At 69.3% G+C, this 25,218-nt stretch carries 27 protein-coding genes; 14 read left to right on the forward strand and 13 right to left on the reverse strand.

Annotated features, from left to right (window positions below; all coding sequences use genetic code 11):
• Positions 1-57 precede the first annotated feature (57 nt).
• The 5 genes from xseA to AC1C2R_RS19885 all read left to right on the forward strand — a co-directional run bounded on the left by xseA (position 58) and on the right by AC1C2R_RS19885 (position 4,400).
• Positions 58-1,347 carry an exodeoxyribonuclease VII large subunit gene (xseA, locus tag AC1C2R_RS19865; RefSeq protein ID WP_495381029.1) on the forward strand — a complete coding sequence of 430 codons (1,290 nt, stop codon included), beginning with the start codon at positions 58-60 and terminating at the stop codon, positions 1,345-1,347.
• A 1-nt stretch (position 1,348) separates the two neighbouring features.
• Positions 1,349-1,612, forward strand: a complete 264-nt coding sequence (locus tag AC1C2R_RS19870; protein ID WP_495353379.1) for an exodeoxyribonuclease VII small subunit — start codon at positions 1,349-1,351, stop codon at positions 1,610-1,612.
• A complete protein-coding gene (locus tag AC1C2R_RS19875) occupies positions 1,612-2,253 on the forward strand; it encodes a DUF4245 domain-containing protein (protein WP_495353378.1) in 642 nt (213 codons plus the stop codon). Before AC1C2R_RS19870 ends, AC1C2R_RS19875 begins: the two co-directional genes overlap by 1 nt.
• A gap of 10 nt (positions 2,254-2,263) precedes the next feature.
• Positions 2,264-2,920 carry a carbonic anhydrase gene (locus AC1C2R_RS19880; protein WP_495353377.1) on the forward strand — a complete coding sequence of 219 codons (657 nt, stop codon included), beginning with the start codon at positions 2,264-2,266 and terminating at the stop codon, positions 2,918-2,920.
• Positions 2,921-2,987: 67 nt separating this feature from the next.
• The gene (locus AC1C2R_RS19885; RefSeq protein ID WP_495353376.1) at positions 2,988-4,400 is read left to right on the forward strand and encodes a class II fumarate hydratase; all 1,413 of its coding nucleotides are present in this window, start codon (positions 2,988-2,990) and stop codon (positions 4,398-4,400) included.
• Positions 4,401-4,457: 57 nt separating this feature from the next.
• Here AC1C2R_RS19885 and AC1C2R_RS19890 read toward each other — a convergent pair whose 3' ends face one another.
• Entirely contained in the window at positions 4,458-5,135 is a 678-nt protein-coding gene (locus tag AC1C2R_RS19890; RefSeq protein WP_495381030.1) for an HAD family hydrolase, read from the reverse strand.
• A 127-nt stretch (positions 5,136-5,262) separates the two neighbouring features.
• Here AC1C2R_RS19890 and AC1C2R_RS19895 point away from each other — a divergent pair, with 127 nt between their 5' ends.
• Positions 5,263-5,889 (forward strand): MSMEG_1061 family FMN-dependent PPOX-type flavoprotein, encoded by a 627-nt coding sequence (locus AC1C2R_RS19895; protein ID WP_495353374.1) that lies wholly within the window; start codon positions 5,263-5,265, stop codon positions 5,887-5,889.
• 89 nt (positions 5,890-5,978) lie between these two features.
• Here AC1C2R_RS19895 and phoH2 read toward each other — a convergent pair whose 3' ends face one another.
• The 3 genes from phoH2 to AC1C2R_RS19910 all read right to left on the reverse strand — a co-directional run bounded on the left by phoH2 (position 5,979) and on the right by AC1C2R_RS19910 (position 9,620).
• On the reverse strand, positions 5,979-7,325 hold the full coding sequence (gene phoH2, locus AC1C2R_RS19900) for an RNA 5'-3' helicase PhoH2 (RefSeq protein WP_495353373.1): 1,347 nt from the start codon (positions 7,323-7,325) through the stop codon (positions 5,979-5,981).
• Between the two features lie 275 nt (positions 7,326-7,600).
• Positions 7,601-8,719, reverse strand: coding sequence for an aminotransferase class V-fold PLP-dependent enzyme (locus AC1C2R_RS19905; RefSeq protein WP_495381031.1), 1,119 nt, complete (start codon positions 8,717-8,719; stop codon positions 7,601-7,603).
• 115 nt (positions 8,720-8,834) lie between these two features.
• Positions 8,835-9,620, reverse strand: coding sequence for an isoprenyl transferase (locus AC1C2R_RS19910; protein WP_495381032.1), 786 nt, complete (start codon positions 9,618-9,620; stop codon positions 8,835-8,837).
• A gap of 73 nt (positions 9,621-9,693) precedes the next feature.
• Between AC1C2R_RS19910 and trhA the strand changes: the two genes are divergently transcribed.
• Positions 9,694-10,497: a PAQR family membrane homeostasis protein TrhA gene (gene trhA, locus AC1C2R_RS19915; RefSeq protein WP_495381033.1), complete on the forward strand. Its 804-nt coding sequence runs from the start codon at positions 9,694-9,696 to the stop codon at positions 10,495-10,497.
• A gap of 32 nt (positions 10,498-10,529) precedes the next feature.
• On the opposite strand, the gene AC1C2R_RS19920 is transcribed toward trhA, so the two are convergent.
• Positions 10,530-10,859, reverse strand: coding sequence for a hypothetical protein (locus tag AC1C2R_RS19920; protein WP_495353369.1), 330 nt, complete (start codon positions 10,857-10,859; stop codon positions 10,530-10,532).
• A 90-nt stretch (positions 10,860-10,949) separates the two neighbouring features.
• On the opposite strand from AC1C2R_RS19920, the gene AC1C2R_RS19925 reads away from it, so the two are divergent.
• Both AC1C2R_RS19925 and greA read left to right on the forward strand, forming a co-directional pair.
• Positions 10,950-11,360: a DUF4307 domain-containing protein gene (locus AC1C2R_RS19925; RefSeq protein WP_495381034.1), complete on the forward strand. Its 411-nt coding sequence runs from the start codon at positions 10,950-10,952 to the stop codon at positions 11,358-11,360.
• Between the two features lie 106 nt (positions 11,361-11,466).
• Complete coding sequence (gene greA / locus AC1C2R_RS19930; protein ID WP_495354400.1) at positions 11,467-11,958, forward strand: transcription elongation factor GreA; 492 nt, start codon at positions 11,467-11,469, stop codon at positions 11,956-11,958.
• A gap of 44 nt (positions 11,959-12,002) precedes the next feature.
• On the opposite strand, the gene ilvA is transcribed toward greA, so the two are convergent.
• The gene (ilvA, locus tag AC1C2R_RS19935; RefSeq protein ID WP_495353367.1) at positions 12,003-13,250 is read right to left on the reverse strand and encodes a threonine ammonia-lyase; all 1,248 of its coding nucleotides are present in this window, start codon (positions 13,248-13,250) and stop codon (positions 12,003-12,005) included.
• On the reverse strand, positions 13,247-14,473 hold the full coding sequence (locus AC1C2R_RS19940; RefSeq protein ID WP_495381035.1) for an AI-2E family transporter: 1,227 nt from the start codon (positions 14,471-14,473) through the stop codon (positions 13,247-13,249). The genes ilvA and AC1C2R_RS19940 overlap by 4 nt, the downstream gene beginning before the upstream one ends.
• Positions 14,474-14,580: 107 nt before the next feature.
• Here AC1C2R_RS19940 and AC1C2R_RS19945 point away from each other — a divergent pair, with 107 nt between their 5' ends.
• Positions 14,581-15,789: a winged helix-turn-helix domain-containing protein gene (locus tag AC1C2R_RS19945; protein WP_495381036.1), complete on the forward strand. Its 1,209-nt coding sequence runs from the start codon at positions 14,581-14,583 to the stop codon at positions 15,787-15,789.
• 27 nt (positions 15,790-15,816) lie between these two features.
• Here the strand turns inward: AC1C2R_RS19945 and AC1C2R_RS19950 are convergent, their stop codons facing one another.
• On the reverse strand, positions 15,817-16,692 hold the full coding sequence (locus AC1C2R_RS19950) for a M48 family metalloprotease (RefSeq protein WP_495381037.1): 876 nt from the start codon (positions 16,690-16,692) through the stop codon (positions 15,817-15,819).
• Positions 16,693-16,786: 94 nt separating this feature from the next.
• A complete protein-coding gene (locus tag AC1C2R_RS19955; RefSeq protein WP_495353363.1) occupies positions 16,787-17,353 on the reverse strand; it encodes a LemA family protein in 567 nt (188 codons plus the stop codon).
• Between the two features lie 129 nt (positions 17,354-17,482).
• Between AC1C2R_RS19955 and AC1C2R_RS19960 the strand changes: the two genes are divergently transcribed.
• From AC1C2R_RS19960 to AC1C2R_RS19970, 3 genes are read left to right on the forward strand one after another with little or no spacing between them, the layout of a single operon-like run.
• Positions 17,483-18,145, forward strand: coding sequence for a TetR/AcrR family transcriptional regulator (locus tag AC1C2R_RS19960; protein ID WP_495381038.1), 663 nt, complete (start codon positions 17,483-17,485; stop codon positions 18,143-18,145).
• Positions 18,135-18,947 carry an ABC transporter ATP-binding protein gene (locus tag AC1C2R_RS19965; protein ID WP_495381039.1) on the forward strand — a complete coding sequence of 271 codons (813 nt, stop codon included), beginning with the start codon at positions 18,135-18,137 and terminating at the stop codon, positions 18,945-18,947. Before AC1C2R_RS19960 ends, AC1C2R_RS19965 begins: the two co-directional genes overlap by 11 nt.
• Positions 18,944-19,678, forward strand: coding sequence for an ABC transporter permease (locus AC1C2R_RS19970; RefSeq protein WP_495353360.1), 735 nt, complete (start codon positions 18,944-18,946; stop codon positions 19,676-19,678). The genes AC1C2R_RS19965 and AC1C2R_RS19970 overlap by 4 nt, the downstream gene beginning before the upstream one ends.
• Before the next feature lie 24 nt (positions 19,679-19,702).
• Here AC1C2R_RS19970 and AC1C2R_RS19975 read toward each other — a convergent pair whose 3' ends face one another.
• From AC1C2R_RS19975 to AC1C2R_RS19990, 4 genes are read right to left on the reverse strand one after another with little or no spacing between them, the layout of a single operon-like run.
• Positions 19,703-21,016 (reverse strand): D-arabinono-1,4-lactone oxidase, encoded by a 1,314-nt coding sequence (locus tag AC1C2R_RS19975; protein WP_495381040.1) that lies wholly within the window; start codon positions 21,014-21,016, stop codon positions 19,703-19,705.
• 58 nt (positions 21,017-21,074) lie between these two features.
• Positions 21,075-22,322, reverse strand: a complete 1,248-nt coding sequence (locus AC1C2R_RS19980) for an alanine racemase (protein ID WP_495353358.1) — start codon at positions 22,320-22,322, stop codon at positions 21,075-21,077.
• Positions 22,322-23,611 carry an MFS transporter gene (locus tag AC1C2R_RS19985; protein WP_495381041.1) on the reverse strand — a complete coding sequence of 430 codons (1,290 nt, stop codon included), beginning with the start codon at positions 23,609-23,611 and terminating at the stop codon, positions 22,322-22,324. Before AC1C2R_RS19985 ends, AC1C2R_RS19980 begins: the two co-directional genes overlap by 1 nt.
• Complete coding sequence (locus AC1C2R_RS19990) at positions 23,608-24,204, reverse strand: TetR/AcrR family transcriptional regulator (RefSeq protein WP_495381042.1); 597 nt, start codon at positions 24,202-24,204, stop codon at positions 23,608-23,610. The genes AC1C2R_RS19985 and AC1C2R_RS19990 overlap by 4 nt, the downstream gene beginning before the upstream one ends.
• Before the next feature lie 84 nt (positions 24,205-24,288).
• Here AC1C2R_RS19990 and AC1C2R_RS19995 point away from each other — a divergent pair, with 84 nt between their 5' ends.
• A complete protein-coding gene (locus AC1C2R_RS19995; RefSeq protein ID WP_495353355.1) occupies positions 24,289-25,215 on the forward strand; it encodes a Ppx/GppA phosphatase family protein in 927 nt (308 codons plus the stop codon).
• The last annotated feature ends 3 nt before the right edge of the window (positions 25,216-25,218 follow it).

Below are 25,218 nucleotides of genomic sequence, written 5' to 3' on the forward strand. Positions count from 1 at the left end.
GCTCGTCACGGTGTCCATCCTACGTGGCTGAGACGGGCGGGCGGCTGGGAGGCCCAGATGACGGATGCACCGGCGACACGCGATGCACCGTGGCCGGTCGCGCTCCTCTCGGGCAAGCTCAAGCAATACATCGACCGGCTCGGCACGGTGTGGGTCGAGGGCGAGATCACGCAGTGGGGGGTCTCGGGCGGCAACGTCTACGGCAAGCTCAAAGACCTCGACGCCGAGGCGACCCTGTCGTTCCAGGTGTGGTCGTCGGTGCGCGCACGCTTCGACGAGCAGTTCAAGCAAGGCGACCGGGTGATCGCACTCGTGAAGCCCGGCTGGTGGGTCAAGGGCGGCTCACTGTCGATGCAGGTCTTCGAACTCAAGCACGTCGGCCTCGGCGACCTGCTCGAGCGACTCGAGCGGTTGCGGACCCAGTTGGCTGCCGAAGGGCTGTTCGACGCCGGGCGAAAGCGCCGGCTGCCGTTCCTGCCCGGGGTCGTCGGCCTCATCACCGGCAAAGACAGCGACGCCGAGAAAGACGTGCTGCGCAACGCCCGACTGCGCTGGCCCGCCGTCGAGTTCCGCGTCGTGCACGCCGCAGTGCAGGGCGACCGCACGGTGCCCGAGGTCGTTGCGGCCATCGAGCGGCTCGACGCCGACCCCGAGGTCGAGGTCATCATCGTCGCGCGCGGCGGCGGCGACTTCCAGAACCTGTTGGGGTTCAGCGACGAGCGCGTCGTGCGGGCGGCCGCCGCGGCATCCACCCCGCTCGTGTCGGCGATCGGCCATGAGGCCGACCGCCCCCTGCTCGACGAGGTCGCCGACCTTCGGGCCTCCACACCGACCGACGCCGCGAAACGCGTCGTGCCCGACGTCAACGAAGAGCTCGTGCGGGTCGAGCAGGCACGCGCGCGCCTCGGCATGCGGCTGCAGGCGATCCTCTCCCGCGAGATCGACCGCATCGGCCACCTCCGTTCGCGCCCGGCGCTGGCGGAGACCTCGTGGATCGTCGACCGGCGTGCCGAAGACCTCACCCGCTGGGTCGCCCGCGGCGCCGAACTCGTCGAGCGCATCATCGACCGCCAGACTCACCGCGTCGTGGAACTGCGCGGCCATCTGCGCGCGCTCTCCCCGCAGGCGACGCTCGACCGCGGCTACGCCATCGTGCAGGGCGGCGACGGCCACGTGGTCCGGGGTCCTGCAGGGGCGCCCGATGGCACCGAACTCACGCTCACGCTCGCCGAGGGCTCGCTCGCCGCCGTGTCCCGCGGCGCCGTGCCGTCGGTGCACGACGCAGCGCCGGCGGAGTCGTCGGCATCGTCCTCACCCGCGACCGGCCCTGTCGGTCGCGGCGAATAGAATGGACGTCATGCCCACCTCCACCGACGTCGCCGAGCTGAGCTACGAGCAGGCGCGAGACGAACTCGTGCAGGTCGTCGGCGAACTCGAGCAGGGTTCCGCGACCCTCGAGCAGTCGCTCGCGCTGTGGGAGCGCGGCGAGGCCCTCGCGGCACGTTGCGAGGAATGGCTCATCGGTGCGAAGGCGCGCCTCGACGCGGCTCGCGCCGGCACCGCGGCGTCCGGCACCGCCCGCACCGCATCCGACGACACCGGCGCCCGCTGATGGCGACGCGCCCGCCGCAGGTGGTCGCCGAGCTCGGCCGGCCAGAGACGCCTGAAGAGACCGCGGCCCGCAAAGCCGAGAACTCGCGGAACCACCGGCAACGTCAGAACGTGACCAACCTGCTCCTCGCGCTCGGTGCGAGCCTCATCGTCGTGCTCGTCATCGTGCTCCTGGTGCCGCGCAGCGACACGGCCATCGAGCGCGATGTCGACGTGGCATCCATCGCCCAACAGGCGCAGGTCGCCAGCGACGACCCGCTCGCCGTTCCCGAGCTGCCCAAGGGGTGGCGTGCCAACGCCGCCGAACTGCGCACGAGCCAGGGCGACGACGTCACCGCGTGGTACGTGGGTTACCTCACACCCGGCGACGAGTTCATCGGGCTGTATCAAGGGCTCGATGCGAACCCGACCTGGACGGCCGGCCTCCTCGCTCGCACACTCGCCGCGGGCACCACCACGATCGACGGCGTCGAGTGGACCGTCTACGACAACCGCGACTCGGCCGACGACGTCGGCAACGCCCGTTACGGACTCACCACCGAGGCGGGCGGCAGCACGTTCGTGCTGCTCGGCACCGCGACACCCGATGAATTCGAGACGCTCGCGTCGGCGCTCACGCCGACGATCGAGGCGCAGAACTGAGAGGCACGCCGTGACCACGCAGCCGATCGAACGCCCTGAGACACCGGCCGAGACGTGGCGCGAGCTGCGCAGCGGCAACGCGCGATTCGTCGAGGGCAAGCCGCAGCACCCTCGCCAAGACGTCGACCGCCGGGCCTCGCTCGCCCACCAGCAGCGCCCCCTCGTGACGATCTTCGGTTGCAGCGATTCCCGCCTCGCCGCCGAGATCATCTTCGACGTGGGCCTCGGCGACGCCTTCGTCGTGCGCAACGCCGGCCAGGTGGTCACGCCGTCATCGCTCGGCTCCCTCGAGTACGCTGTCGGCCTGCTGCACGTGCCACTCATCATCGTGCTCGCCCACGACGAATGCGGTGCGGTGCGCGCCGCCATCGACTCGCAGGTCGCCGACGCGCCACCGCTGCCGCCGCACATCGCCGGTCTCGTCGAGAAGATCGTGCCCGCCGTACGCAAGGTCGCCGGTGGCGCAGCCGATGCCCCCGTCGATGCCGATCACGTCGATGTCGGCTTCGTCGGTCGCGAGCACCTGCGTAACACCGTCACCGAGCTCGTCGAGTCGTCCGAGATGATCAGCGACGCGATCGCAGCGGGTACGCTGGCTATCGTCGGAGCGAACTACCGACTCTTCGAGGGTCGCGTCGAGACCGACATCGTCGTCGGTGCGGTCTGACGGCCGACACCTCCACACGAGCGACACCGGCCGGGGCATCCGGCAAGCACATCGAAGGGAACACACCGTGGTGGACAACGCCGCCGACTATCGCATCGAGCACGACACGATGGGCGAGGTGCGGGTGCCCGCATCGGCGCTCTACCGGGCGCAGACGCAGCGCGCCGTCGACAACTTCCCGATCTCCGGTGCAGGCCTCGAGCCCCAGCAGATCCAGGCGCTGGCCCGCATCAAGAAGGCGGCCGCGCAGGCCAACGGCCAGCTCGGCGTGCTCGACCCCGCCATCGCGAAGGCCATCGAAGACGCCGCCGATGAGGTCATCGCTGGCGTGCACGGCTACACCGAGCACTTCCCGGTCGATGTGTACCAGACCGGTTCCGGCACCTCGTCGAACATGAACATGAACGAAGTGCTCGCGACCATTGCAACGGGCAAGCTCGGCAGCCCGGTGCATCCCAACGACCACGTGAACGCGTCGCAGTCGTCCAACGACGTCTTCCCGACCTCGGTGCACATCGCGGTCACGGCGGCGCTCATCGACGAACTCATCCCGGCACTCGACCACCTCGCGGTCGCCCTCGAGGCGAAGGCCGTCGAGTGGGCCGACGTCGTGAAGGCCGGCCGCACCCACCTGATGGACGCCACCCCGGTCACCCTGGGCCAGGAGTTCGGCGGCTACGCCCGCCAGGTGCGTCTCGGCATCGAGCGCGTGCGCACGGCGCTCCCCCGCGTCGCCGAGGTTCCGCTCGGCGGCACTGCCGTCGGCACCGGCATCAACACCCCGGCCGGCTTCCCGCAGCTCGTGATCTCCCTCCTGCAGGCCGAGACCGAACTGCCGATCACCGAGGCCGCCGACCACTTTGAGGCGCAGGCCAACCGCGACGGCCTCGTCGACGCTTCGGGGGCCCTCCGCACGATCGCCGTGAGCCTCACGAAGATCTCGAACGACCTGCGCTGGATGGGCTCCGGCCCGAACACCGGTCTCGGCGAACTGCGCATCCCCGACCTGCAGCCGGGCTCATCGATCATGCCCGGCAAGGTGAACCCGGTCGTGCCCGAGGCCGTGCTCATGGTCTGCGCCCGGGTCATCGGCAACGACGCGACGATCGCGTGGGCCGGGGCATCCGGCGCATTCGAACTCAATGTGCAGATCCCCGTCATGGGCACCGCACTGCTCGAGTCGATCCGCCTGCTCGCCAACTCGGTGCGGGTGCTCGCCGACAAGACCGTCGACGGGCTCGAGGCCGACGTCGAGCGGGCGACCGCGCTCGCGGGAATGTCGCCGTCGATCGTGACGCCGCTGAACAAGCTCATCGGCTACGAGGCCGCCGCGAAGATCGCGAAGCACTCGGTGGCCGAAGGCATCACGGTGCGCGAGTCCGTCATCGCCCTCGGCTACGTCGAGCGCGGCGAGCTCACCCTCGAGCAGCTCGACACGGCCCTCGACCTGCTCTCGATGACGCGTCCGCCGCAGGCCTGAGCCTCCCGCCCCTCGCGCCACGACCTTTTGCCGCGTGACGACTCACGCAGATGACCGTCACCCGTCGAAAGGTCGTGGCGCGACGTCAGGCGGATGTCGCGGGGACGTCATTCCCCGCGAGAACTCGATGATGTCGGCCGCTGCGTCGGCGAGCGTGCGAAAGTGCCGGTGGGCGCCCGCAACCGGCGTCGCGCCGTTCACGCTCCACGTCGTCATGCCGGCGGCGAGTCCCGCGACGACGCCCGCCGGAGCGTCCTCGATCACGAGGCAGTCGCGGGGTGCCGCGCCGAGACGACGCGCCGCGAGCAAGTAGGGGTCGGGCGCAGGCTTGCCGGCGGGGGTTGCCAGGTTGTCGACGATGACCCCAGGCAACGGCAGCCCGAGTCGTCGGAAGCGTGCCGCCACTCGACCTTCGGCGTTCGAGGTCACGAGGGCCCAGCTGTTCGGCTCGAGCGCCGAGAGGAGTTCCGCCGCGCCGTCGATGCCCCGCAGCTCTCCGTGCTCGGCTTCGGCGTCCTCGAGCCGGTCGAACGCGGCGACGAACGGGGCGGGGTCACGCCCCGGCAGCAGTTCGGCCACGGTCTCGAACGGCCGCGTGCGCAGCGCCGTCTCGTACACGACCGACGCGTCGAGCCCGAACTGCTCCGCCCACTCGTGCCAGATGCGTCGCTGGCCCGCCATCGCGTCGATCAGTGTGCCATCGACATCGAAGAGCACCACACGATTCGGCCGCATGCCCTCAAGCCTCGCGGGTGTCGAGTTCACCGGCGAATCCGGCCCGCACGCGGCGGATCCTCCGCGTCGGCACGTCCCCCTCCGCGAATGAATCCGCGGCCCGCCCCGCAGGCGTAGCTTGGAAGCCATGGACCACGGAGGCACACCAGTCACGACCATCGACGAGCTCGAGGAGATCATCGGTCGGCCGTTGCCCACCGTTCGCGACAAGACGCGCCCTCGACTTCACGACCTCGATCGGCAGTGGCTCGCGGCATCCCCGTTGTGCTTCATCTCGACGGCCGATGCAGCCGGCAACGCCGATGTCTCCCCCAAAGGCGACCCGCCCGGGTTCGCGATCGCGCTCGACGACTCGACGATCGCGATTCCCGAGCGACCCGGCAACCGCCGCGCCGACGGCTTCCACAATGTGCTCGAGAATCCGCACGTCGGACTGGTCTTCGTCATTCCGGGCCGCGGCGACGCCCTCCGAATCAACGGCCGCGGACGGCTGCTGCGTGATGCCCCCTACGCCGACCGCATGCAGGTGCACGGCCACGAGCCCGACCTCGTGCTCGAGGTCGCGATCGACGAGGTCTTCTACCACTGCTCCAAGGCCTTCCTCCGATCTCAAGCGTGGAAGCCCGAGACGTGGGATGCTGCCGCCGCCCCACGACGTGCCGTCATCTCCCAGACCTTCGAACGCTCGGGCGAAACGCTCGAAGCACTCGACGCGTACTACGGCCCCTCGTACGCCGCGAAGATCTACGACTGACGCAGCGTCTCCGGTCGACGGAGGTCTCCGGCTGACGCGACGCGGGCCCCGGTTCCCCGGGGCCCGCTCGCTGCCGTCGATCGCGGCCGCTACGCCAGTTCGTGCCCGTCGAGCATCTCGGAGACGAGCGCCGCGATCGCCGAGCGCTCCGATCTGGTCAGCGTGATGTGAGCGAACAGCGGATGCCCCTTCAGCGTCTCGATCACGCTCGCGACCCCGTCGTGGCGCCCGACGCGGAGGTTGTCGCGCTGAGCGACGTCGTGGGTGAGCACGACGCGCGAGTTCTGGCCGATGCGTGAGAGCACGGTCAGCAGCACGTTGCGCTCGAGCGACTGCGCCTCGTCGACGATCACGAAGGCGTCGTGCAGCGAGCGCCCGCGGATGTGGGTGAGCGGCAGCACCTCGAGGATGCCTCGGCCGATGACCTCTTCGAGCACGTTGTCGGAGACCACCGAGCCGAGGGTGTCGAACACCGCCTGGCCCCACGGGTTCATCTTCTCCCCCTGATCGCCCGGCAGGTAGCCGAGTTCTTGCCCACCCACGGCGTAGAGCGGCCGGAACACCATGATCTTCTTGTGCTGCTGGCGTTCGAGCACGGCTTCGAGACCGGCGCACAGCGCGAGCGCCGACTTACCGGTGCCTGCACGTCCGCCGAGCGAGAGGATGCCGATCTCGGGGTCGAGCAGCAGGTCGATCGCGAGCCGCTGTTCGGCCGAGCGTCCGTGCAGTCCGAAGACCTCACGGTCGCCGCGCACGAGCCTCACATCGCGCTCGCCCACGACCCGGCCGAGCGCCGAACCGCGGTCGGAGTGGATGACGAGCCCGGTGTTGATCGGCTGTTCGACATCGGCCGGCAACGTGAGGTGTTCGTGCTCGTACAGCTTGGCCATGTCGTTGGACCCGAGGTCGAGTTCGGCCATGCCGTTCCACCCGGAGTCGATCGCGAGCTCGTGCCGGTACTCCTGCGCGTCGAGGCCGACCGAGGCGGCCTTCACGCGCAGCGGCAAGTCTTTCGAGACGACCGTGACCGCGAGACCGTCGTTGGAGAGGTTGAGCGCGCACGCGAGGATGCGTGAGTCGTTGTCGGAGAGGCGCAGGCCGGACGGCAGCACGCTCTGGTCGCTGTGGTTCAGCTCCACGCGCAGAGAGCCGCCGTCGCCGACGGTGATCGGGAAGTCGAGCCGCTCGTGTTCGACGCGGAGCTCATCGAGGATGCGCAACGCCTGACGGGCGAAGTAGCCGATCTCGGGATCGTTCCGCTTGGCCTCGAGTTCCGTGATCACCACGACGGGCAGCACGACGGCATGCTCGTCGAAGCGGAACAGGGCCTTCGGATCGGACAGCAGCACCGAGGTGTCGAGCACGTAGGTGCGCTCCTGTTGTGCTGCTGCGGCATCCACCGCGAGATCGGTCGACTTGGAGGTAGAGAGTGACACGCCAGCTCCCGCCCCGAGCAATCAGCTCGGCGTTCCGCGCCGGCGGCGATCCTCCCACGAGCGGTTCACGAGCCGACTCGATCGGACACCATGCCCGATGTCTCAGACGCTACGACGAGGTCGGCGATTCGGCCCGAGCGACACGCGGTGCGACACGTGCCGTTCATACGGAGAGCGCGTGAGTCGAGCGGATGTCGCGGCTCGACAAGCCCGCACAGACCACGCCGATCGCGACGACGCCCCGACCACGACGAGGCCGCTCAGTACGACGCGGCTCAGTACGACGCAGCCGTGCCGTATGACACGAACGCCGCTCGCAGCATCTCGAGCGTCTCGTCGGAGGTCGCCGCATGCACCGACAGCCGTACGCGCCCCGCTCGGGTGGTCGCCGTCACGCCGTGATTGTGCAGCGACGCGGTCAGCAACGTGACCTGCTCGGTCGGCGGCTCGAGCACGACGATGCCGGCGCGCTCCCGCTCGGCGCGTGACGAGATGACGGCGATCGCGTACTCGTCGGCCAGCTCGATGGTGCGGCTCACCCGGTCGGCGACGGCCGAGTTGATCGCGGCGACGCCGACGTCCGCGATCTCTTCGAGGCCCGCGGCCAGTCGTGCTTCGGCGATCGGGTCGGGGTTGGACACACGGAACGCGCGGGCGTCGGCAGCGGGCGGCGGAACCTCGCCCCACGGCTCGGCCTCTTCGGTGCCGGTGAAGCCCGAGAACACGGGCGTCAACTGTTCGAGCGCGCGCGCCGATACGGCCATGAAGCCGGTTCCCCAACCGGTGCGGCACCATTTCTGACCGCCCGTGAGCACGATGTCGGCTGCCTCCCATGGCGCGTCGACCACGCCGAAGCCCTGGATGGCGTCGACGATCAGCAGCCGGTCGCCGATGACCTGCCTGATGCCCTCGATGTCGCACAGGTAGCCGGTGCGCGAGTCGACGAGGCTCACGGCGACAGCGGCGACGTTCGACTCGAGCTGCTCCCGGATCTGACCCGGAGTCACCTTGCCGTGGTCGGTCTCGAGCCAGACCGGCTGCACCGTGTGCAGCGCTTCCTGCGCGCGCACGGCGGCGATGGGCAGGCTCGGGAACTCCTCGGCGGAGAGCAGCACGCCGCCGGTGAGACCGAACATCGCGTGCATGATGCCCTGGGTCGTGTTCGGCTGGAAGACGATCTGGTCTGCGGGAAACCCGGTGACGGCCGATGCGGCATCGCGCACCCGTCGGTCTTGCTCGGTGAACGCGTCGAGGCTGCCGTAGCGCGCGCGCTGGAGCACCTGGGTGAACACGAGGGTCTCTTCAGCCGCGACCGTCGAGAGCGGCCCCACCCGGCCGTAGTCGAGATACCCGGGTTCAGCGGTGAATCCGGCGGTGAAATCGTCAATGGTCACGTGTGCGTGCCCCTTCGTCCGAGGCAGAGATCTGCCAGCCAGCACAGTCTTTCAGACCGAGGTGACGCCGGTCACCCTCCGAAGCGACGCCGGTCACCCTCCGAAGCGACGCCGGTCACCCTCCGAAGCGACGATGACGCTTCGCGTAGTCGCGCAGCGCCCGCAGGAAATCGACCTTGCGGAGGTCGGGCCCGAGCGCCTCGACGAAGTAGAACTCGCTGTGCGCGGCCTGCCAGAGCATGAAGTCGCTGAGCCGTTGCTCCCCCGAGGTGCGAATGACGAGGTCGGGGTCGGGCTGGCCGCCCGTGTAGAGGTGCTGGCCGATGAGGTCGGGGGTCAGTCGTTCGGCGAGGTCTTCGAGGCTCCGGCCTTCGGCGTGGTGGGCGGCGACGATCGAGCGCATCGCATCGGTGATCTCCTTGCGCCCGCCGTAGCCGACCGCGAGGTTCACGTGCAGGCCGCCCTTGTCGGCCGTGCGATGCTCCGCGGCATCGAGGGCCGCGATGAGGGTCTCGGGCAACCCGGCATCCGAGCCGACGTGCTGCACTCGCCAGTCGCGATAGTGCGAGAGCTCTTCGGCGAGTTCGGCGATGATCTCGATGAGGTCGGCGAGTTCGGCGCTCGGCCGGTTGCCGAGGTTGTCGCTCGAGAGCAGGTAGAGGGTGACGGTCGAGATGCCGGCGTCGTCGCACCACTCGAGGAACTCGCGCATCTTCGCCGCGCCGGCCCGGTGGCCGTGCGCCGCCGTGTCGTAGCCGAGCTGCTTCGCCCAGCGGCGGTTGCCGTCGATGATCATCGCGACATGGCGCGGCATCGCCGCCGGGTCCAGTCCGCGGCGGAGCCGGTTCTGGTAGAGGCGGTAGAGGATGCCGCGACCGAGGGGCTCATCGCTCGTCTGCACGGCACTACGCTACCGCTCCGGCGCATCCGCCACTCGCAGACGGACGCGCGACGAAGGCGGATACGCTGTCTGCATGCCCTCGAAGCGCCGCCGCGCAGCACACGATCCAGCGGAAGAGCTCTCCCGCCCGGTCGCGGCGGAGGATGTGGGCGACACCGCGGTGGCCCGCGAGGCGCACGGCCCCGACCTGCCGAACATCCCCCTGCTCGACGACTCACTCGCCCAGACCGGCGAGGTGAAGCCGACGTGGCGGGGCTGGATCCATGCCGTCACGTTCCCCGTCACCGTCGTGGCCGGCGTCGTGCTCATCGTGCTCGCCGAAGGCGCCCCGGCGAAGTGGGCGTCGGCGGTGTTCGTGCTCACCTCGATGCTGCTCTTCGGCAACTCCGCGCTGTACCACCGCGTCGACTGGAATCCGAAGACCAAGCTCGCGCTGAAGCGCATCGACCACGCGAACATCTTCCTGCTGATCGCCGGCACGTATACACCGCTCGCGATCCTCGCGTTGCCGCCCGACAAGGGCTGGCTACTGCTCGGCCTCGTCTGGGCCGGCGCGCTCCTCGGCATCGGCTTCCGGGTGTTCTGGATCACCGCACCGCGCTGGCTCTACGTGCCGCTCTATCTCCTGCTCGGCTGGGCGGCCGTCATGTACCTCGGCGACCTGCTCGCGGTGAACGCCGCGATGATGGTGCTCGTCATCGTCGGCGGCGTGCTGTACACGGCCGGCGCGATCGTCTACGCGCTGAAGAAGCCAAATCCGTGGCCGGGCGTCTTCGGCTTCCACGAGATCTTCCACGCCTGCACGGTGCTCGCCTTCATGTGCCACTGGACCGCGACGCTGCTCATCGCCATGGCACCGGCGTACCATCTCGGCTGAACCGAGGGGCGCTGCCGACCGCGAGAGACTTGTCAGCGAGCGGATGCCCCGTCGGGGCCGTCGTTCGTGTCGTTCGGCGTCTCACCCGAGGCATCCGTCGCCTGGCCGTCGGCCTCGCCCATCTCGGCGTCGTGCTCCCCTGATTCGAGCCGTTCCGCCTCGAGACGTTCCGCCTCGAGCTGCTCGCGCACCTCGGCACGATAGTTGACTCTGCGGATGCGTCGCACCATGTCGACGACGAGGAGCACCACGACCAGCATGACGAGGAACGTGAGCACGAACCCCCAGATGCCCGGTGTGACGGTATTCGGGTCGAACTCCTCGTCTTCTGCCGAGAGGATCAGCGTGGGCAGGACGAGCATCGGACTCTCTTTCACGGGCGAGCTACGGCTCCACCGGGCGGGTTAAGCTTGGGTACAAGACTAGACGATCGAGATCGAAGGAGCCGTGCGGTGGCAGAGCTCGAGAACGACGCGCTCGCCGCGCGCTACGGGCGCACCCGCTCGCATCGCACCCGTGATCGACTCCTGCTGGTCGCCGGTGCGGTTGCCGTCGCGATCGTGCTCGTCGCATGGGTCGTCTGGGCCGGTCTCGATGGCCAGAAACCGCAGATCGAGGTCACCGACACCGGTCACCGCCTCATCAACGAGGAGCGCGCGGTCGAAGTCAGCTGGAACCTCTCCGTACCGGCCGGCAACGACAGTGCCTGCATCGTGCAGGCACTGAATGAAGACTTCACCGTCGTCGGCTGGAAAGTCATCGCGGTGCCGGCCTCGACCCGGCATATCCGCAGCCTCACCGAGACGGTGCGGGTCGCGCAGGAGGCGAACACGGGTTTGATTTACCGCTGCTGGCTCACCTAACATGGGACATTCGCCCCGGCATTCGTCGGGGCGTCACGTCTCTACAGCATGAAGAACGTATTCAGCGTGAAGAACGCGAAGCGTGAAGAACACGGGAGTGTGCATCATGGCGCAAGACGCCACCGTCACCTGGCTCACCCAGGAGGCCTACGACCGCCTCGCGGCGGAGCTCGAGCACCTCTCCACCCACGGCCGTGAAGAGATCGCGAAGCGAATCGAGTCCGCGCGCGAAGAGGGCGATCTCAAGGAGAACGGCGGCTACCATGCCGCCAAAGACGAGCAGGGCAAGCAAGAGGCCCGCATCCGGCAGCTGAAAGAGCTGCTGCGCACCGCAGAGGTCGCCGACGCGCCCGTATCCACGGGGGTCGTCGAGGCGGGCACCGTCATCACCGCGATCATCGCGGGCGACGAAGAGACGTTCCTCATCGGCAGCCGTGAGATCGCCGGTGACTCCGAGCTCGACGTGTGGAGCACGCAGAGCCCTCTCGGCGCCGCGATCCTCGGCCTGAAGGTCGGCGCGAAGACCAGCTACACCGCACCCAACGGGCGCGAGATCCCGGTCGAGGTCACGGGCGTCGCGACCTGGGGCGGCCAGTAGGGCGAGCTACCGCGCTCGAGCGGCGGCTCCACGCTGCAGGGCGGCTACTCGTTGTAGATGACCGGTTCGTATCCGGCACGACGCAGCACGGCGACGACCTGGGCACGATGATCGGGGCCGCGAGTCTCGACCGAGAGCTTCAGCTCGACCTCCGAGATCTGCAGGCCAGAGCCGTGCCTGGTGTGCAGCACCTCGATCACGTTGGCGTTGGCTTCCGCAAGCAGCTCTGCGATGTGCGCGAGCTGCCCCGGGCGGTCGGGCAGCCCGATTCCGAGCGTGAGATAGCGGTCGGATGCCGCGAGCCCGTGCGCGATCACCCGTTGCATGAGCAGTGGGTCGATGTTGCCGCCCGAGAGCAGCGCGACGACGGGGCCGTCGGAGGAGATCTGGCCGGTCATGATCGCGGCGACCGAGACCGCGCCGGCCGGCTCGACCACGAGCTTCGCGCGCTCGAGCAGCACGAGCAGCGCCCGGGCGATGTCGTCTTCGGTGACGGTCACGACCTCGTCGATGGCCTCGCGGATGATCTCGAAGTTCAGCTCTCCGGGCCGATAGACGGCGATGCCGTCGGCGATCGTCGGCACCACCGGCACGTGTTGCGGCGACCCGGCGGCGAGGGATGCGACGTACGGCGCCGCGTTCTCGGCCTGCACCCCGACCACTCGGATCGTGCGCCCGAGTTCGGCGGCGCGTTGCTTGACCGCGCTCGCGATGCCCGCGGCGAGACCGCCGCCGCCGATCGGCACGACGATGGTCGCGACATCCGGTGCCTGGTCGAGGATTTCGAGACCGAGGGTGCCCTGGCCGGCGATCACGTCGGGGTGATCGAACGGCGGGATGATGACCGCGCCCGTCTCGTTCGCGAAGGCGGCCGCGGCTTCGAGCGTCTCACCGACCGAGTCGCCGCGAAGCACGACCTCTGCGCCGTACGCGCGGGTCGCCTCGAGCTTCGGCAACGCCACGCCGACCGGCATGAAGATCGTCGCGCGGATGCCGAGCTCACGCGCGGCGAACGCGACGCCCTGCGCGTGGTTGCCGGCCGAAGCCGCGACGACGCCCCGCGCCCGTTCGGACTCGGTCAGTGCCGAGATGCGGTGGTAGGCGCCACGGAGCTTGTAGGAGCCCGTGCGCTGCAGGTTCTCGCACTTGAGGTGAACGGGAACACCCAGCAGCTCGGCGAGGAACCGGGACGACTCCATCGGAGTCACCCTCGCGATGGCGGAGACCACGCCCCGCGCGTGCTCGAAATCGTCGAGGCTCGGCCCGGGAATCGCAGTCTTCAACTCGTTCATTCTCCTCGCTTGTACCCGGGACGTCGCGGCACGGTGCGCCAGAGCGGTGCGCGCCCCGGCGCACCGGGCGGAGTCGCATCGTCTTTCCATGCGCCACTCGCGACGGAGAGGACCATGACATTGAGCACGGCAGCCACGGGCACGGCGAACAGTGCGCCCGGGATGCCGGCGAGGAACCCTCCGGCGGCAACTGCGAGGACGACGCCGAGCGGATGCACCTTCACGGCCGTACCCATGATGAGCGGCTGCAGCACGTGCCCCTCGACCTGCTGCACGAGCAGCACGATGCCGAGCATGATCACGGCCGGCCAGAACCCGAGGTAGACGAGCGCGACGAAGACCGCGAGAGCGCCGGTCGCCACCGCACCCACGATCGGGATGAACGAACCGAGGAAGACGAGGATCGCGATCGGCACAGCGAGCGGCACGCCGAGGAAGAACGCGCCGAGGCCGATGCCGATCGCATCGATCGTGGCGACGAGGATCTGCACCTTCACGAAGTTCTGGAGTGTCATCCACCCCGCGTTGCCGGCATCGTCGATGGCGGTGCGCGCCCGTCGGGGGAAGATCCCGACGATCCAGTTCCAGATGCCGCGGCCGTCGATGAGGATGAAGAGCGTCGCGAAGAGCGCGAGCAGCATGCCTGCGAGGAAATGACCGGCCGAGGTGGTCACCGAGAGCGCGCCGCTCACGAGCACACCGGTGTCTTGCTGCACGGACTGGATGATCTGATCGACCCAGTCGTTCAGTTGGGACTCGGTGATGTGCATCGGACCCTCGAGAAGCCACTCGCGGAAATCGTCCCATGCGACGAGCGACTGCGCGGCGAGCTCACCGGAGCCGCGCACGATCTGCGTGATGCCGAGCGTCAGCAGCCCACCGACCACCACGAGCGCCGAGAGCATCGCGGCCGTCACCGCGAGCCACTTCGGCCAGCGATGCCGCTGCAGGAGGGCTGAGAACGGCACGAGCAGGGCTCCGACGAGCACCGCGACGAGGATGGGAATGACGATGAGTCGAAGCTGGATGATCAGGAAGACGACGACCGCGAGCACACCGCCGATGAGCAGGAGCCGCCAGGCCCAGCCTGCCGCGAGCCGCACCCCGAACGGGATCGACTCGGTCACTGCATCTGGTGCGTCCTCCGGCGGCTGCGCCGGCGCCGAAGCGTCCGTCGTGCGCCGTGACAGTCGGCCCCGTATCCGCCCCCTGGACTCCGTCATAACTCCATTCTAGGCGCGGCGTATGAACCGAGCGGTATGAGGCATCGGATGTCTCGCGGTCGACCGAACCCCGCGTGTCGGCGGTCCCGGCTATCGTCGAAGTCATCATGGTCGACGTCGTCAGCCCAGCCCTCGCCCGCCGCATCGCCCTGGCCGCGCAGGGCTTCGCCCGACCGCTCCTCGAAGCGCCGGGCACCCGCGCCGTCAACGGGGTGATCGATCGACTCGGCCTGCTGCAGATCGACTCGGTCAACGTCTTCGAGCGCAGCCACTACCTGCCGGCGTTCAGTCGGGTCGGCGCCTACGATCGGGGCGCGCTCGACCGCATCACCACGGGGCGTCGCGGCCGCATGGTCGAGTATTGGGCGCACCAGGCGGCGTACATCCCGCGCGAGCTCTGGCCGCTCTTCGAGTTCCGGCGCACGGCCTTCCGCACGAAGGGCACCGACTGGGGCGGGTGGGTCGCCGAAGACGCCCCACTGGCCGAATGGCTCAAGGCCGAGCTCGCCGCGAACGGCCCCATGCGGGCGAGCGAGATCGAGCACGACGCCAACGAACGACGCGGCCCCTGGTGGGGCTGGTCCGACGTCAAGCGCACGCTCGAGATGATGTTCCGCACCGGCGAAGTCGTGTGCGTCGAGCGGCGCCGTTTCGAGCGTGTCTACGCGCTGCCCGAGCAGGCGCTGCCGAGCCACTTGCTCGACACCGCGCCCATCGAGGCCGACGCCGTGCGCGAGCTCGTGAGACTCGCAGCATCCGCTCTCGGCATCGCTACAGAAGCCGACCTCGCCGACTACTGGCGCATGAAGCGCGTGCCCGTGCGGCAGGCGATCGGCGAGCTCGAAGAGGCCGGCGTGCTGCTGCCGGTGGAGGTGCCAGGCTGGACCACCGGCGCTCGCCAGACCCCCGCGTGGCTGCACCGCGACGCGAAACGGCCACGTCGAATCGAGACGGCCGCGGTGCTCTCGCCGTTCGACCCCGTGGTGTGGTTCCGGCCGCGCACCGAGCGCCTCTTCGACTTCCACTACCGCATCGAGATCTACACTCCCGAACCCGATCGCAAGTTCGGGTACTACTCGCTTCCGGTGCTCATCGACGATCGGGTCGTCGGTCGCGTCGACCTGAAGAGCGATCGCAAGGCCGGGGTGCTCAGAGTGCAATCCGCCTGGAACGAGCCCGGGGCTCCCGATGACGCTGCGGCGCGCATCGTACCGGTGCTGCGGCGGGCTGCCGCGTGGCAGGGGCTCGGCGACGTCGCCGTCGCCGGCCGCGGCGACTTGTCCCCCGCGCTGACGGCGGAGTTGCGCATCGCCTGAGCGACGGCGCCGCGGTCGCACGCGGCGCTAGAACGCGCCACCCATCTGCTCGAGTCGCTTGACGCGCTCGGCGATCGGAGGGTGGGTGGCGAAGAGCTTGTCCATGATGCCGGGCTTCAACGGATCGGCGATCCAGAGGTGGGCCATCGAGGAGTTCTGCCGTTTCATGGGCCGACCGTAGGTCTCGAGCTTCTCGAGGGCGCTCGCGAGCGCGTCGGGGTGCCGGGTGGTCATCGCGCCCGTGGCATCCGCGAGGTATTCACGTTGGCGCGAGACCGCGAGCTGCACGAGGCTCGCCACGAGCGGGGCGATGAGCATCGCCACGAGCCCGAAGATCATGACGATCGGGTTGCCGTTGTTGTTGCCACGGCCGAAGAACGCCATGCGCACGAGCATGTCGGAGATGAAACCGACGGCGACGACGAGACCGAACACGACCATCGAGAGCCGGATGTCGTAGTTGCGCACATGCCCGAGCTCGTGGGCCATGACGCCCTCGAGCTCGGCGTCGTCCATGATCTCGAGCAGGCCGGTCGTCGCGGCGACGACGGCGTGCTCGGGGTCACGGCCGGTGGCGAAGGCGTTCGGCGCTGGGTCTGAGATGACGAAGACCCGAGGCATCGGCGTGCCGGTGGTGATCGAGAGGTTCTCGACGGTTCGCCAGAGCCGCGGGTGGTCGGCCTTGGACTGCAGCTCGACCGCGCCCGACATCGAGAGCGCCTGCCGATCGGCGGTGAAGTACTGGAACAGCGCGTAGGCGGACGCGATGACGAGCGTGACGATGACGATCGTGACGTCGCCGTAGATCACCGCTGCGAGCCACCCCAGCCCACCGATGATGGCGAGGAAGAACAAGACGATGAAGACGGTGTTTCGTTTGTTCTTCGCGATCGCGCGGTACATCAATGACCCTTCGGGGTCTCGATACGCGTCACGCTCCGCGCGGCGCTACTCGACCTTGATGGGCGCTTGACGGCGTCTATCAGCAGGGCGTCCATCAAAACTGAACGCGCGGCGGCTCTGCGATGGCCGCGGGCTCCGTGACCTCGAAGAAGTCACGCTCGTGGAAGCCGAGGTTGCGCACGAAGAGCGTGTTCGGGAACACCTTGATCTTCGTGTTGAGCTCGCGCACACCGCCGTTGTAGAACCGGCGCGAAGCTTGGATCTTGTCTTCGGTGTCGACGAGCTCGGACTGGAGCTGGAGGAAGTTCTGGCTCGCCTGCAGCTGCGGGTACGCTTCGGCGACCGCGAAGATCGACTTCAGCGCCTGCTGCATGTGGTTCTCGGCAGCACCGGCCTCACCGGGGCCTTGGGCCGACAACGTCTCGGCACGAGCCCGGGTGACGTTCTCGAAGACCGACTTCTCGTGGGCGGCGTAGCCCTTGACCGCCTCGATGAGGTTCGGAATCAGGTCGGCGCGACGCTTCAGCTGCACCGTGATGTCGCTCCACGCCTCGTCGACACGCACGTTCAGTGTGACGAGGGAGTTGTACGTGGCCCAGAGGTAGATGCCGATGATCACCACGAGCGCAACGACGATGATGACGGGGATGAGCCATTCCATGGCACGGACTCCTAGCGCTCTGAGCTTGGTTGCTGTGCGTCCATCCTACCGAGGGGCCTTCACAGCGGCCTGCGCTTCCCATGAGACTCGGAGGAACTCGACGGCCGCCTCCGGGCATAGGCTCAGCCTGTGACGGAGCACGCAGAACCCCGCCGGAGAGGTCGCCCCCGTGGCGCGAAGGCCGGCGACACCCGTGCGCGCATCCTCGAGGCGGCGACGGCCGAATTCGGCGAGCACGGCTACGAAGCCGCGTCGATGCGGGCGATCGCTCGGCGCGCGGGCGTCGATCCGGCGCTCGTGCACCACTACTTCGACGACAAGCAGGCCCTCGTGGCGGAGGTCGTCGAGGTGCCGTTGCGCCCCGACCGCTTGGTGCGCGACGCACTCGCCGCCCCGATCGACGAACTCGGCGAACGGCTCGTGCGCGCGGTGCTCGGCGCCTGGGATTCCGGCGCGGTGCGTCCGGCGGCGGTCGCGGCACTCCGTTCCGCGATCGGCCAGGGCCCGGTCGCTCGCATGCTGCGCGAGTTCCTGCGCCGCGAGATCATGCAGCGAATCGCGTCGGCACTCCCTGATGCCGACGACGCCGATCTGCGGGCCGAGCTCGCGGCCTCGCAACTCGTCGGCGTGATCATGGTGCGGTACGTACTCGAGTTCGAGCCGGTGGCGTCGGTCAGCGTCGACGAGCTCGTGCGCCGGGTCGCGCCAGCGGTGCAATGGCACCTGACCGGGCGTCCCGACTCGCTTGACAGCGTCGTTCGCCCGGCGCACAATTCAGCAAATGATGAATAGTTCGGATGCCGCCGCAGACGCCGCCGCAGACGCCGCCGGCGCCGCCAGCGCCGCCAGCGCCGCGGTCATCGTCGAGAACCTCACGATCGTCCGGGGCGGTGCGACCGTGCTCGACCGGCTCTCACTCGCGGTCCCCCGCGGCCGTATCGTCGGCCTCCTCGGCCCGAGCGGCAGCGGCAAGACCACGCTCATGCGTGCCCTCGTCGGCGTGCAGATCGTGAAGTCGGGCACGATCGAGGTGCTGGGGCTGCCGGCGGGCAGTCGCCCGCTCCGCAAGCGCATGGGGTACGTCACCCAGCAGGCGAGCGTCTACGACGACCTCACCGTGCGCCAGAATCTCGCGTACTTCCGGCGCATCGTCGGCGCACCGGCATCCGACATCGACCGTGTCATCGAACGCACCGACCTCGGCACCGTCGCCGGCCGCCTCGCCGGCTCGCTCTCGGGCGGGCAGCGCAGCCGGGTTTCACTGGCGGCGGCGCTCCTCGGCCGACCCGAGGTGCTCGTACTCGACGAGCCCACCGTCGGCCTCGACCCCGTGCTCCGCGTCGAGTTGTGGGGCCTGTTCCGGAGCCTCGCCGATGACGGCACCACCCTGCTGATCTCGAGCCACGTCATGGACGAGGCCAAGCGATGCGACCGCCTGCTGCTCATGCGCGACGGCCGGCTGCTCGCCGACGACACCGTGCGCGGCGTGCTCGAGGTCACCGGCGCCGACGATGTCGAGCAGGCCTTTCTGCGCCTCATCGAGCGCGGTGAGCCCGACCTGCGGCCGACGAGCGAGACGGAGGCGCAGCGATGAACCTCACGCGCACGTTCGCGACCACCGGCCGTGTGCTCACCCAGATCCGCCACGACCCGCGCACCGTGGGCCTTCTGCTCATCGTGCCGAGCCTGCTCATCGGCCTCGTCGCATGGATCTTCACCGACACCGACGTCTTCTCCGACATCGGCCCCGCGATGATCGCGCTCTTCCCCTTCATCGTGATGTTCCTCGTCACGAGCATCTCGACCCTTCGGGAGCGCCGCAGCGGCACCCTCGAGCGGCTGCTCTCGATGCCGATGGGCAAGGGCGACTTCATCCTCGGTTACGCCCTCGCGTTCGGTTTGCTCGCGGTGTTCCAGACCGCGATCGCCGTCTCCTTCGCCGTGTGGGTGTGCGGCCTCGAGATCGCAGGGTCGATCTGGCTCCTCTTCGCCGTCGCCGTCGCCGATGCGCTCCTCGGCACGGCGCTCGGGCTCCTCGCGAGCGCCTTCGCGCGCTCCGAGTTCCAGGTCGTGCAGTTCATGCCTGTGCTCGTGTTCCCGCAGATCCTGCTCGGCGGCATCTTCATCCCGCGCGACCAGCTGCCCGAGGCGCTCGAGGTGATCAGCGAGTGGCTGCCGCTCAGTTTCGCGATCGACGCGCTGCAAGCGGTCGCCGACGACTCCGAGAGCGCCGCGTGGATCGCGGCGAAGATCCTCGTCATCTGCGCCTGGATCGTCGGCTCCATCGTGCTCGGCTCGGTGACCCTGCGCCGGCGCACCCCGTAGGGGACGGTTACTCGCCGAGCACGGCTACTCGCCGAGCACCCGGTCGAGATACGGGTTCGCGAAGCGGCGCTCGGGGTCGAGCTCGTCGCGAACCCGCACGAAGTCGTCGAAGCCGGGGTAGACCTCGCGCAGCGAGTCTGCTGTCTGGGTATGCAGCTTGCCCCAGTGCGGCCGGCCGCCGAAGTCGCGCATGATCGCCTCGACGCCCGCGAAGTACTCGCGGTGGTCTTCACGGAAATAGCGATGCACGGCGATGTAGCCGGTCTCGCGGCCGTGCGCGGTCGAGAGCCAGTTCTCATCGGATGCCGCGGCGCGAACTTCGATCGGGAAGCTGACGCGCCAGTCCTTCCGCTCGATGAGTGCGCGCACCTCGCGCACCGCATCGGGGACCGTGTCGAGCGGCACGGCGTACTCCATCTCGCGGAAGCGCACGGTGCGGTTCGTCACGAACACCTTCGGCGAGAAGTCCGCGAAGTCGCGGTCGCCCGTGAGCTTCTCCACCTGACGGGCGAAAGTCGGGATGACACCGGGCACCGCGCGGCCGACCGCGCAGATGCCGCGATACATTCCGTTCGCGAGCAGTTCGTCGTCGACCCAGCGCGAGACTCGACCGAGTGGGCGCCGCGGGGCGTCGCCCGGCAGTCGGGTGTTCGTCTTCGTGAGCGCCGCCTCGGTGTGGGGGAACCAGTAGAACTCGAAGTGATCGGCGCTGCGCACGCGCTGCTGCCAGCCATCGAGCACCTCGCCGAGCGGCTCGGGCTTCTCGACGGCGTTCAGCACGAATCGCGGCACGAGTTGCAGCGTGACCTCGACGAGCACGCCGAGCGCGCCGAGCCCGAGTCGCACCGCGGGCAGCAGTTCAGGTCGCTCGGTCTCGCTCACCGTGAGGAGTTCGCCGCCGCCCGTGACGAGCTTCGCGGCCACGATCTGCGTCGCGAGTCCGCCGAGCCCGAGCCCTGTGCCGTGCGTTCCCGTGGAGGTCGCACCGGCGATGGTTTGCCGGTCGATGTCGCCCATGTTGGGCATCGCGAGACCGTACGGGGCGAGAAGCGCCGGCAGTTCGTGCAGTCGGGTGCCGGCGCCGAGCGCGACTCGGCCGGTCGCGATATCGGCATCGACGACGCCCGACAGCGCGGTGAGGTCGAGCTGCACGCCGGGCGCGACCGCGATGCCGGTGAAGCTGTGTCCGGCACCGACCGCCTTGATGCGCAAACCGGATGCCGCGGCGGCGGTGACCGCCCGTTGTACCGCGCCAGCGGTGGCGGGCCGCTCCACGCGTAGAGGCCGCACCGATTCCGTGCGACCCCAGTTGCGCCACGTCGCCCCGGTCGCCGTCACCGGAACGCCTCGTTTCCGTCCCGACCCGTCGACACAGGCCACGTCGCCCCGGTCGCCGTCACAGGAACGCCTTTCCTTCGCCCCGATAGCTCGGGATCGTCTCGACGACCTCGCCGGCTTCGACGACGACGAACTCGTTCAGGTGTTCGGCGAGCTCCCCCGACTTCGTGTGCCGCAACCACACCCGTTCGCCCACCGAGAGGCCGCGAGCGGCCCGCCCGCTCACCGGCGTCTGCACTTCGCCCGCCATCTCGCGAGGCTCCATCACGAGCCCCTCGGGCCACGCGATCTTCGGCAGCCGGTCTGCGGCAGGCGGGCCCGAGGCGACCCAGCCGCCGCCCAGGATCGTCGCGTGATCGTGGCTCGGCCGGCGCACGATGTCGAGTGCGAACGCGGCGGCCGGCGCCGGAGTGAATCGCTGGTAGCCGTCGAAGAGATGCCCGCCGAAGATGCCGGAGCCGGCGGCGATCTCGGTCACCGAGGCATCCGCCGCCGTGACCTCGAGCGACCCCGTGCCGCCGCCGTTCACGAACTCGAGCTCGGTGACCTTTCGCACTGCAGCGACCGCGCGAGCGCGGCGCTCGACGAGCTCGGGCATCGACTTCGATTGCATCCACCGGTTCACCGCGCCGTCGACGGGGCGGCCGGCCGGCCGGTTGACGACGCCCGCGATCTGCGCCTCGTACGACATCATGCCCACGAGCTCGAACCCCGGCCGCTTCACGATGTACGCGGCGAGCGCGGCGGCGTCTTCGGGCGAGTGCACGGGCGAGCGGCGCACGCCGAGATGTCCGAGCAACGGGGCGTTCCACGAGGCGTCGAGCTCGAGGCAGACCCTGATCCGCTCTCGCTTGCCGGGCGGCAGCACCGCGTCGACGAGGTCGAGCTGTGCCGGCGAGTCGACCATGAGGGTCACTCGCGCGGCGAAGTCGGGGTCGCTCGCGAGCCGGCGGATGCTCGCCCGCTCGGCGGTCGGGTAGCCGACGACGATGTCGTCGACCGTGTCGGCGAGCCAGAGGGCCTCGGCGAGCGTGTAGGCGAGCACCCCGTGGTATCCCGGCATCGCGAGGAGCGCCTCGACGACCCCGCGCACGCGCAGCGACTTCGAAGCCACCCGGATCGGCGTGCCGTTCGCCCGGCGCAGCATGTCGAGGGCGTTGTGGCGCAGCGCCCCGAGGTGCAGTGCCCCGACGGGAGCGTCGAGGTGGGCGGTCGCGGCGGTCAGCGCCGGCCAGTATCGTTCGGGCCGCAGCCACTCCGCGGCATCCGTCGCCGGCACGCCGGTCTTGCGCAGGTCGAGAGCCATCAGCGCACGCTTCTCACGCGGGCGACCGCGAAAGCGCCGGCGAACGAGAAGGCGGCACCGAGGAGGAACACGAGCATGAACGAGCCTGAGATGACCACCGCGGCGGCACCGATCATCGGAGCAACGGCCTGCGGAACCGCCGAGGCGATGTTCATGATGCCCAGGTCTTTGCCCCGCGACGCCGCGTCGGGCAGCACCTGGGTCGCGAGCGCCTGATCGACCGAGAGGAAGCACCCGTAGCCGAGCCCCAGCAGACCGGCTGCGACCATCGCGACGGTGAGGTCGGGGAAGAGCGCGAGCAGCAGGGCCGCGACGCCCTGCAACGCCGAAGCGAAGAAGACGAACATCTTGCGACGGCCGAGTCGGTCGGAGAGCTTGCCGAGGAGCAGCGAGGCCGCGATCACGAACACCATGTAGATGAGCGTCAGCACGATGAGATCGTCTTCGGCATGCGCGTCGTTCAATTGGAACATCAGGAAATAGAGCAGCAGGCTCGTGCCGAGCGCGTTGCCGACCGAGACGAGCACCCGGCTGAGCAAGGTCCAGCCGAAGTCGGGGTGCTTCCGCGGGCTGATCCAGAATCCGGCGATGATGCCCTTCGCCGTGACGCGGGCGCGCTCGGCCGTCGCGAGCGGCTGATCGGCACGGAAGAGGAACGGAACGGCGAGCACGACGAGGATCACGGCGAGCAGGATGTAGCCGACCGAGGCGTCGGTCACGAGCTCGGTGACGAGCACGAGCCCGACGATGATGCCGACCGCCTGCGGCGCCGACATCCAGCCCGAGACGAAACCGCGCTGATTCACGGGCACCTGGTCGGAGATCGTCGCGGTGAGGGCGGCGGTCATGATGCAGAAGCCGACGGATGCCGCGACCCACGCCGCCCCGATCGCCCAGATCTCCGTTTGGAAGCCGAGCGAGACGAGCGAGAGCGCGAAGACGACCGCGCCGATCGCGATCCAGGGGCGGCGGCGCCCGAACCGCGACGTCGTGCGGTCGGAGAGCGCGCCGGTGAGCGGATAGGCGATGATCGTCGCGATCGCGGCGATGCCCGAGATCATGCCGAACGCGACGACGCTGTCGACCCAGTTCTCGGGGTGCAGTTGCGCGTCGATCTGGGCGGGCAGCAGCAGCTGCACGGGCGTCAGCTGCGCCATCCAGATGCCGAGCCAGACCGTCGCGAACGAGGCGATCCATCCGGCCGAAACCCGTCGAACCGGCTCGCCGAGCGCGGAAGCGGGCGGCGGCACGGGAGGTTGCGCGGAGGGCGCGGCATCGAGGCTCGTCATCGGGGTTCGGCCATTCTCGAGAGGGCGTCGGCGGCCGCGTGCGCGACCGCCCGGGAAGCGGCATCGTCTCGGTCGACGAGCCAGGTGAGGGTGAGCCCGTCGGTGAAGGCGACGAGCACGCGGGCGACCTGCGCGACGGGGGCGCGCCACACGGTGCCGGCCCGCCGGGCGGCCGCGTCGAGGGAGCGGGCGGCCAGTTCGGTGTACCGCGCGTATTGCGCTGCAGCGAGCGGATGCCGCTCGGGCGAGCGCAGCGCGTACTGGGTGAGCTCGAGCATCGCCTGTTCGTGCTCGGGGTCGGCACGGAGGTGCTCGAAGTACCGCAGCAGCCCGGCCTCGAGCATGTCGCGCAGGTCGTCGCCCTCGAGCTGATCCGGCAGCACGGCTGCCTGCTCGCGGGCGACGACCGTGGTGATGAGCTCGTCGATGAGTTCGTCGCGGGAGTCGAAGGCGTAATGGAAGCTCGCGAGCGACATGCCCGCCTCCGCGACGATGGCTCGGGTCGTGGCCTGCGCGATGCCACGGCGCGACACGACCCGCAGGGCCGCTTCGACGAGAGCGGCGCGGCGCTCCGGTGCTGGGATGCGGGTCACGCGACTCCTCTCGACACCATTGACGCGAAGTGGGACACCTGTCCCAGTCGCATCAGTATGCACGAAAACCGTTACGCTCGCACCATGCGCCTCGGAGTGCTCGACGTCGGTTCCAACACGGTGCACCTCCTCGTCGTCGACGCGCATCGCGGTGCCCGGCCGGTCCCGACGTCATCGAACAAATCGGTGCTTCGGCTCATGCGATACCTCGAGCCAGACGGCGCGATCAGCGAGGTCGGCGTCAGGGCGATCATCGAGGCCGTGGGCGCAGCGGTCGACGCGGCCGGTCGAGCCGGACTCGACGAGCTCCTCGCGTTCGCGACTTCGGCGATCCGAGAGGCCGCGAACGGCGAGGCGGTGCTCGATCGCGTCGCCGAGGAGACCGGCGTGCGCCTGAGCGTGCTCTCGGGCGAGGAGGAGGCACACCTCACGTTCCTCGCCGTGCGCCGCTGGTACGGCTGGTCCGCGGATCGGATCCTGGTCTTCGACATCGGTGGCGGCTCGCTCGAACTCGTGCAGGGACTCGACGAGATCCCGGATGTCGCGCGTTCGCTCCCCCTCGGCGCCGGCCGGTCGACGATCGAGTTCCTGCCCGACGACCCGCCGTCGACCGAGCAGGTCGCCCACCTCCGGGGGCACGCCCGCGCCGTGCTCGCGGAGGCGATCGCGCCGTTCCGCGAACTGCCCTCACCCGATCACGTCGTGGGCTCATCCAAGACGATCCGATCGCTCGCGCGGCTCGCGGGCACGGTAGAGGAGGGTGTCGGGTCATCCGATCGGATCGTGCTCACGCGCCGCGCTCTCGACGACTGGACGCCGCGCCTTGCGAAGATTCCCGCTGATGCGCGGCCCGCGCTCCCCGGTATCACCGCCGACCGAACCTTCCAGATCGTCGCAGGCGCCGTCGTGCTCTCCGAGACGATGCGCGCGTTCGGCGTCAACGAGCTCGAGGTCTCGCCGTGGGCGCTCCGCGAAGGGCTCATCCTCCGGCGACTCGATCGGCTCGGCTGAGAC

The sequence above is a fragment of the Agromyces sp. Y182 genome (genome assembly GCF_059445385.1).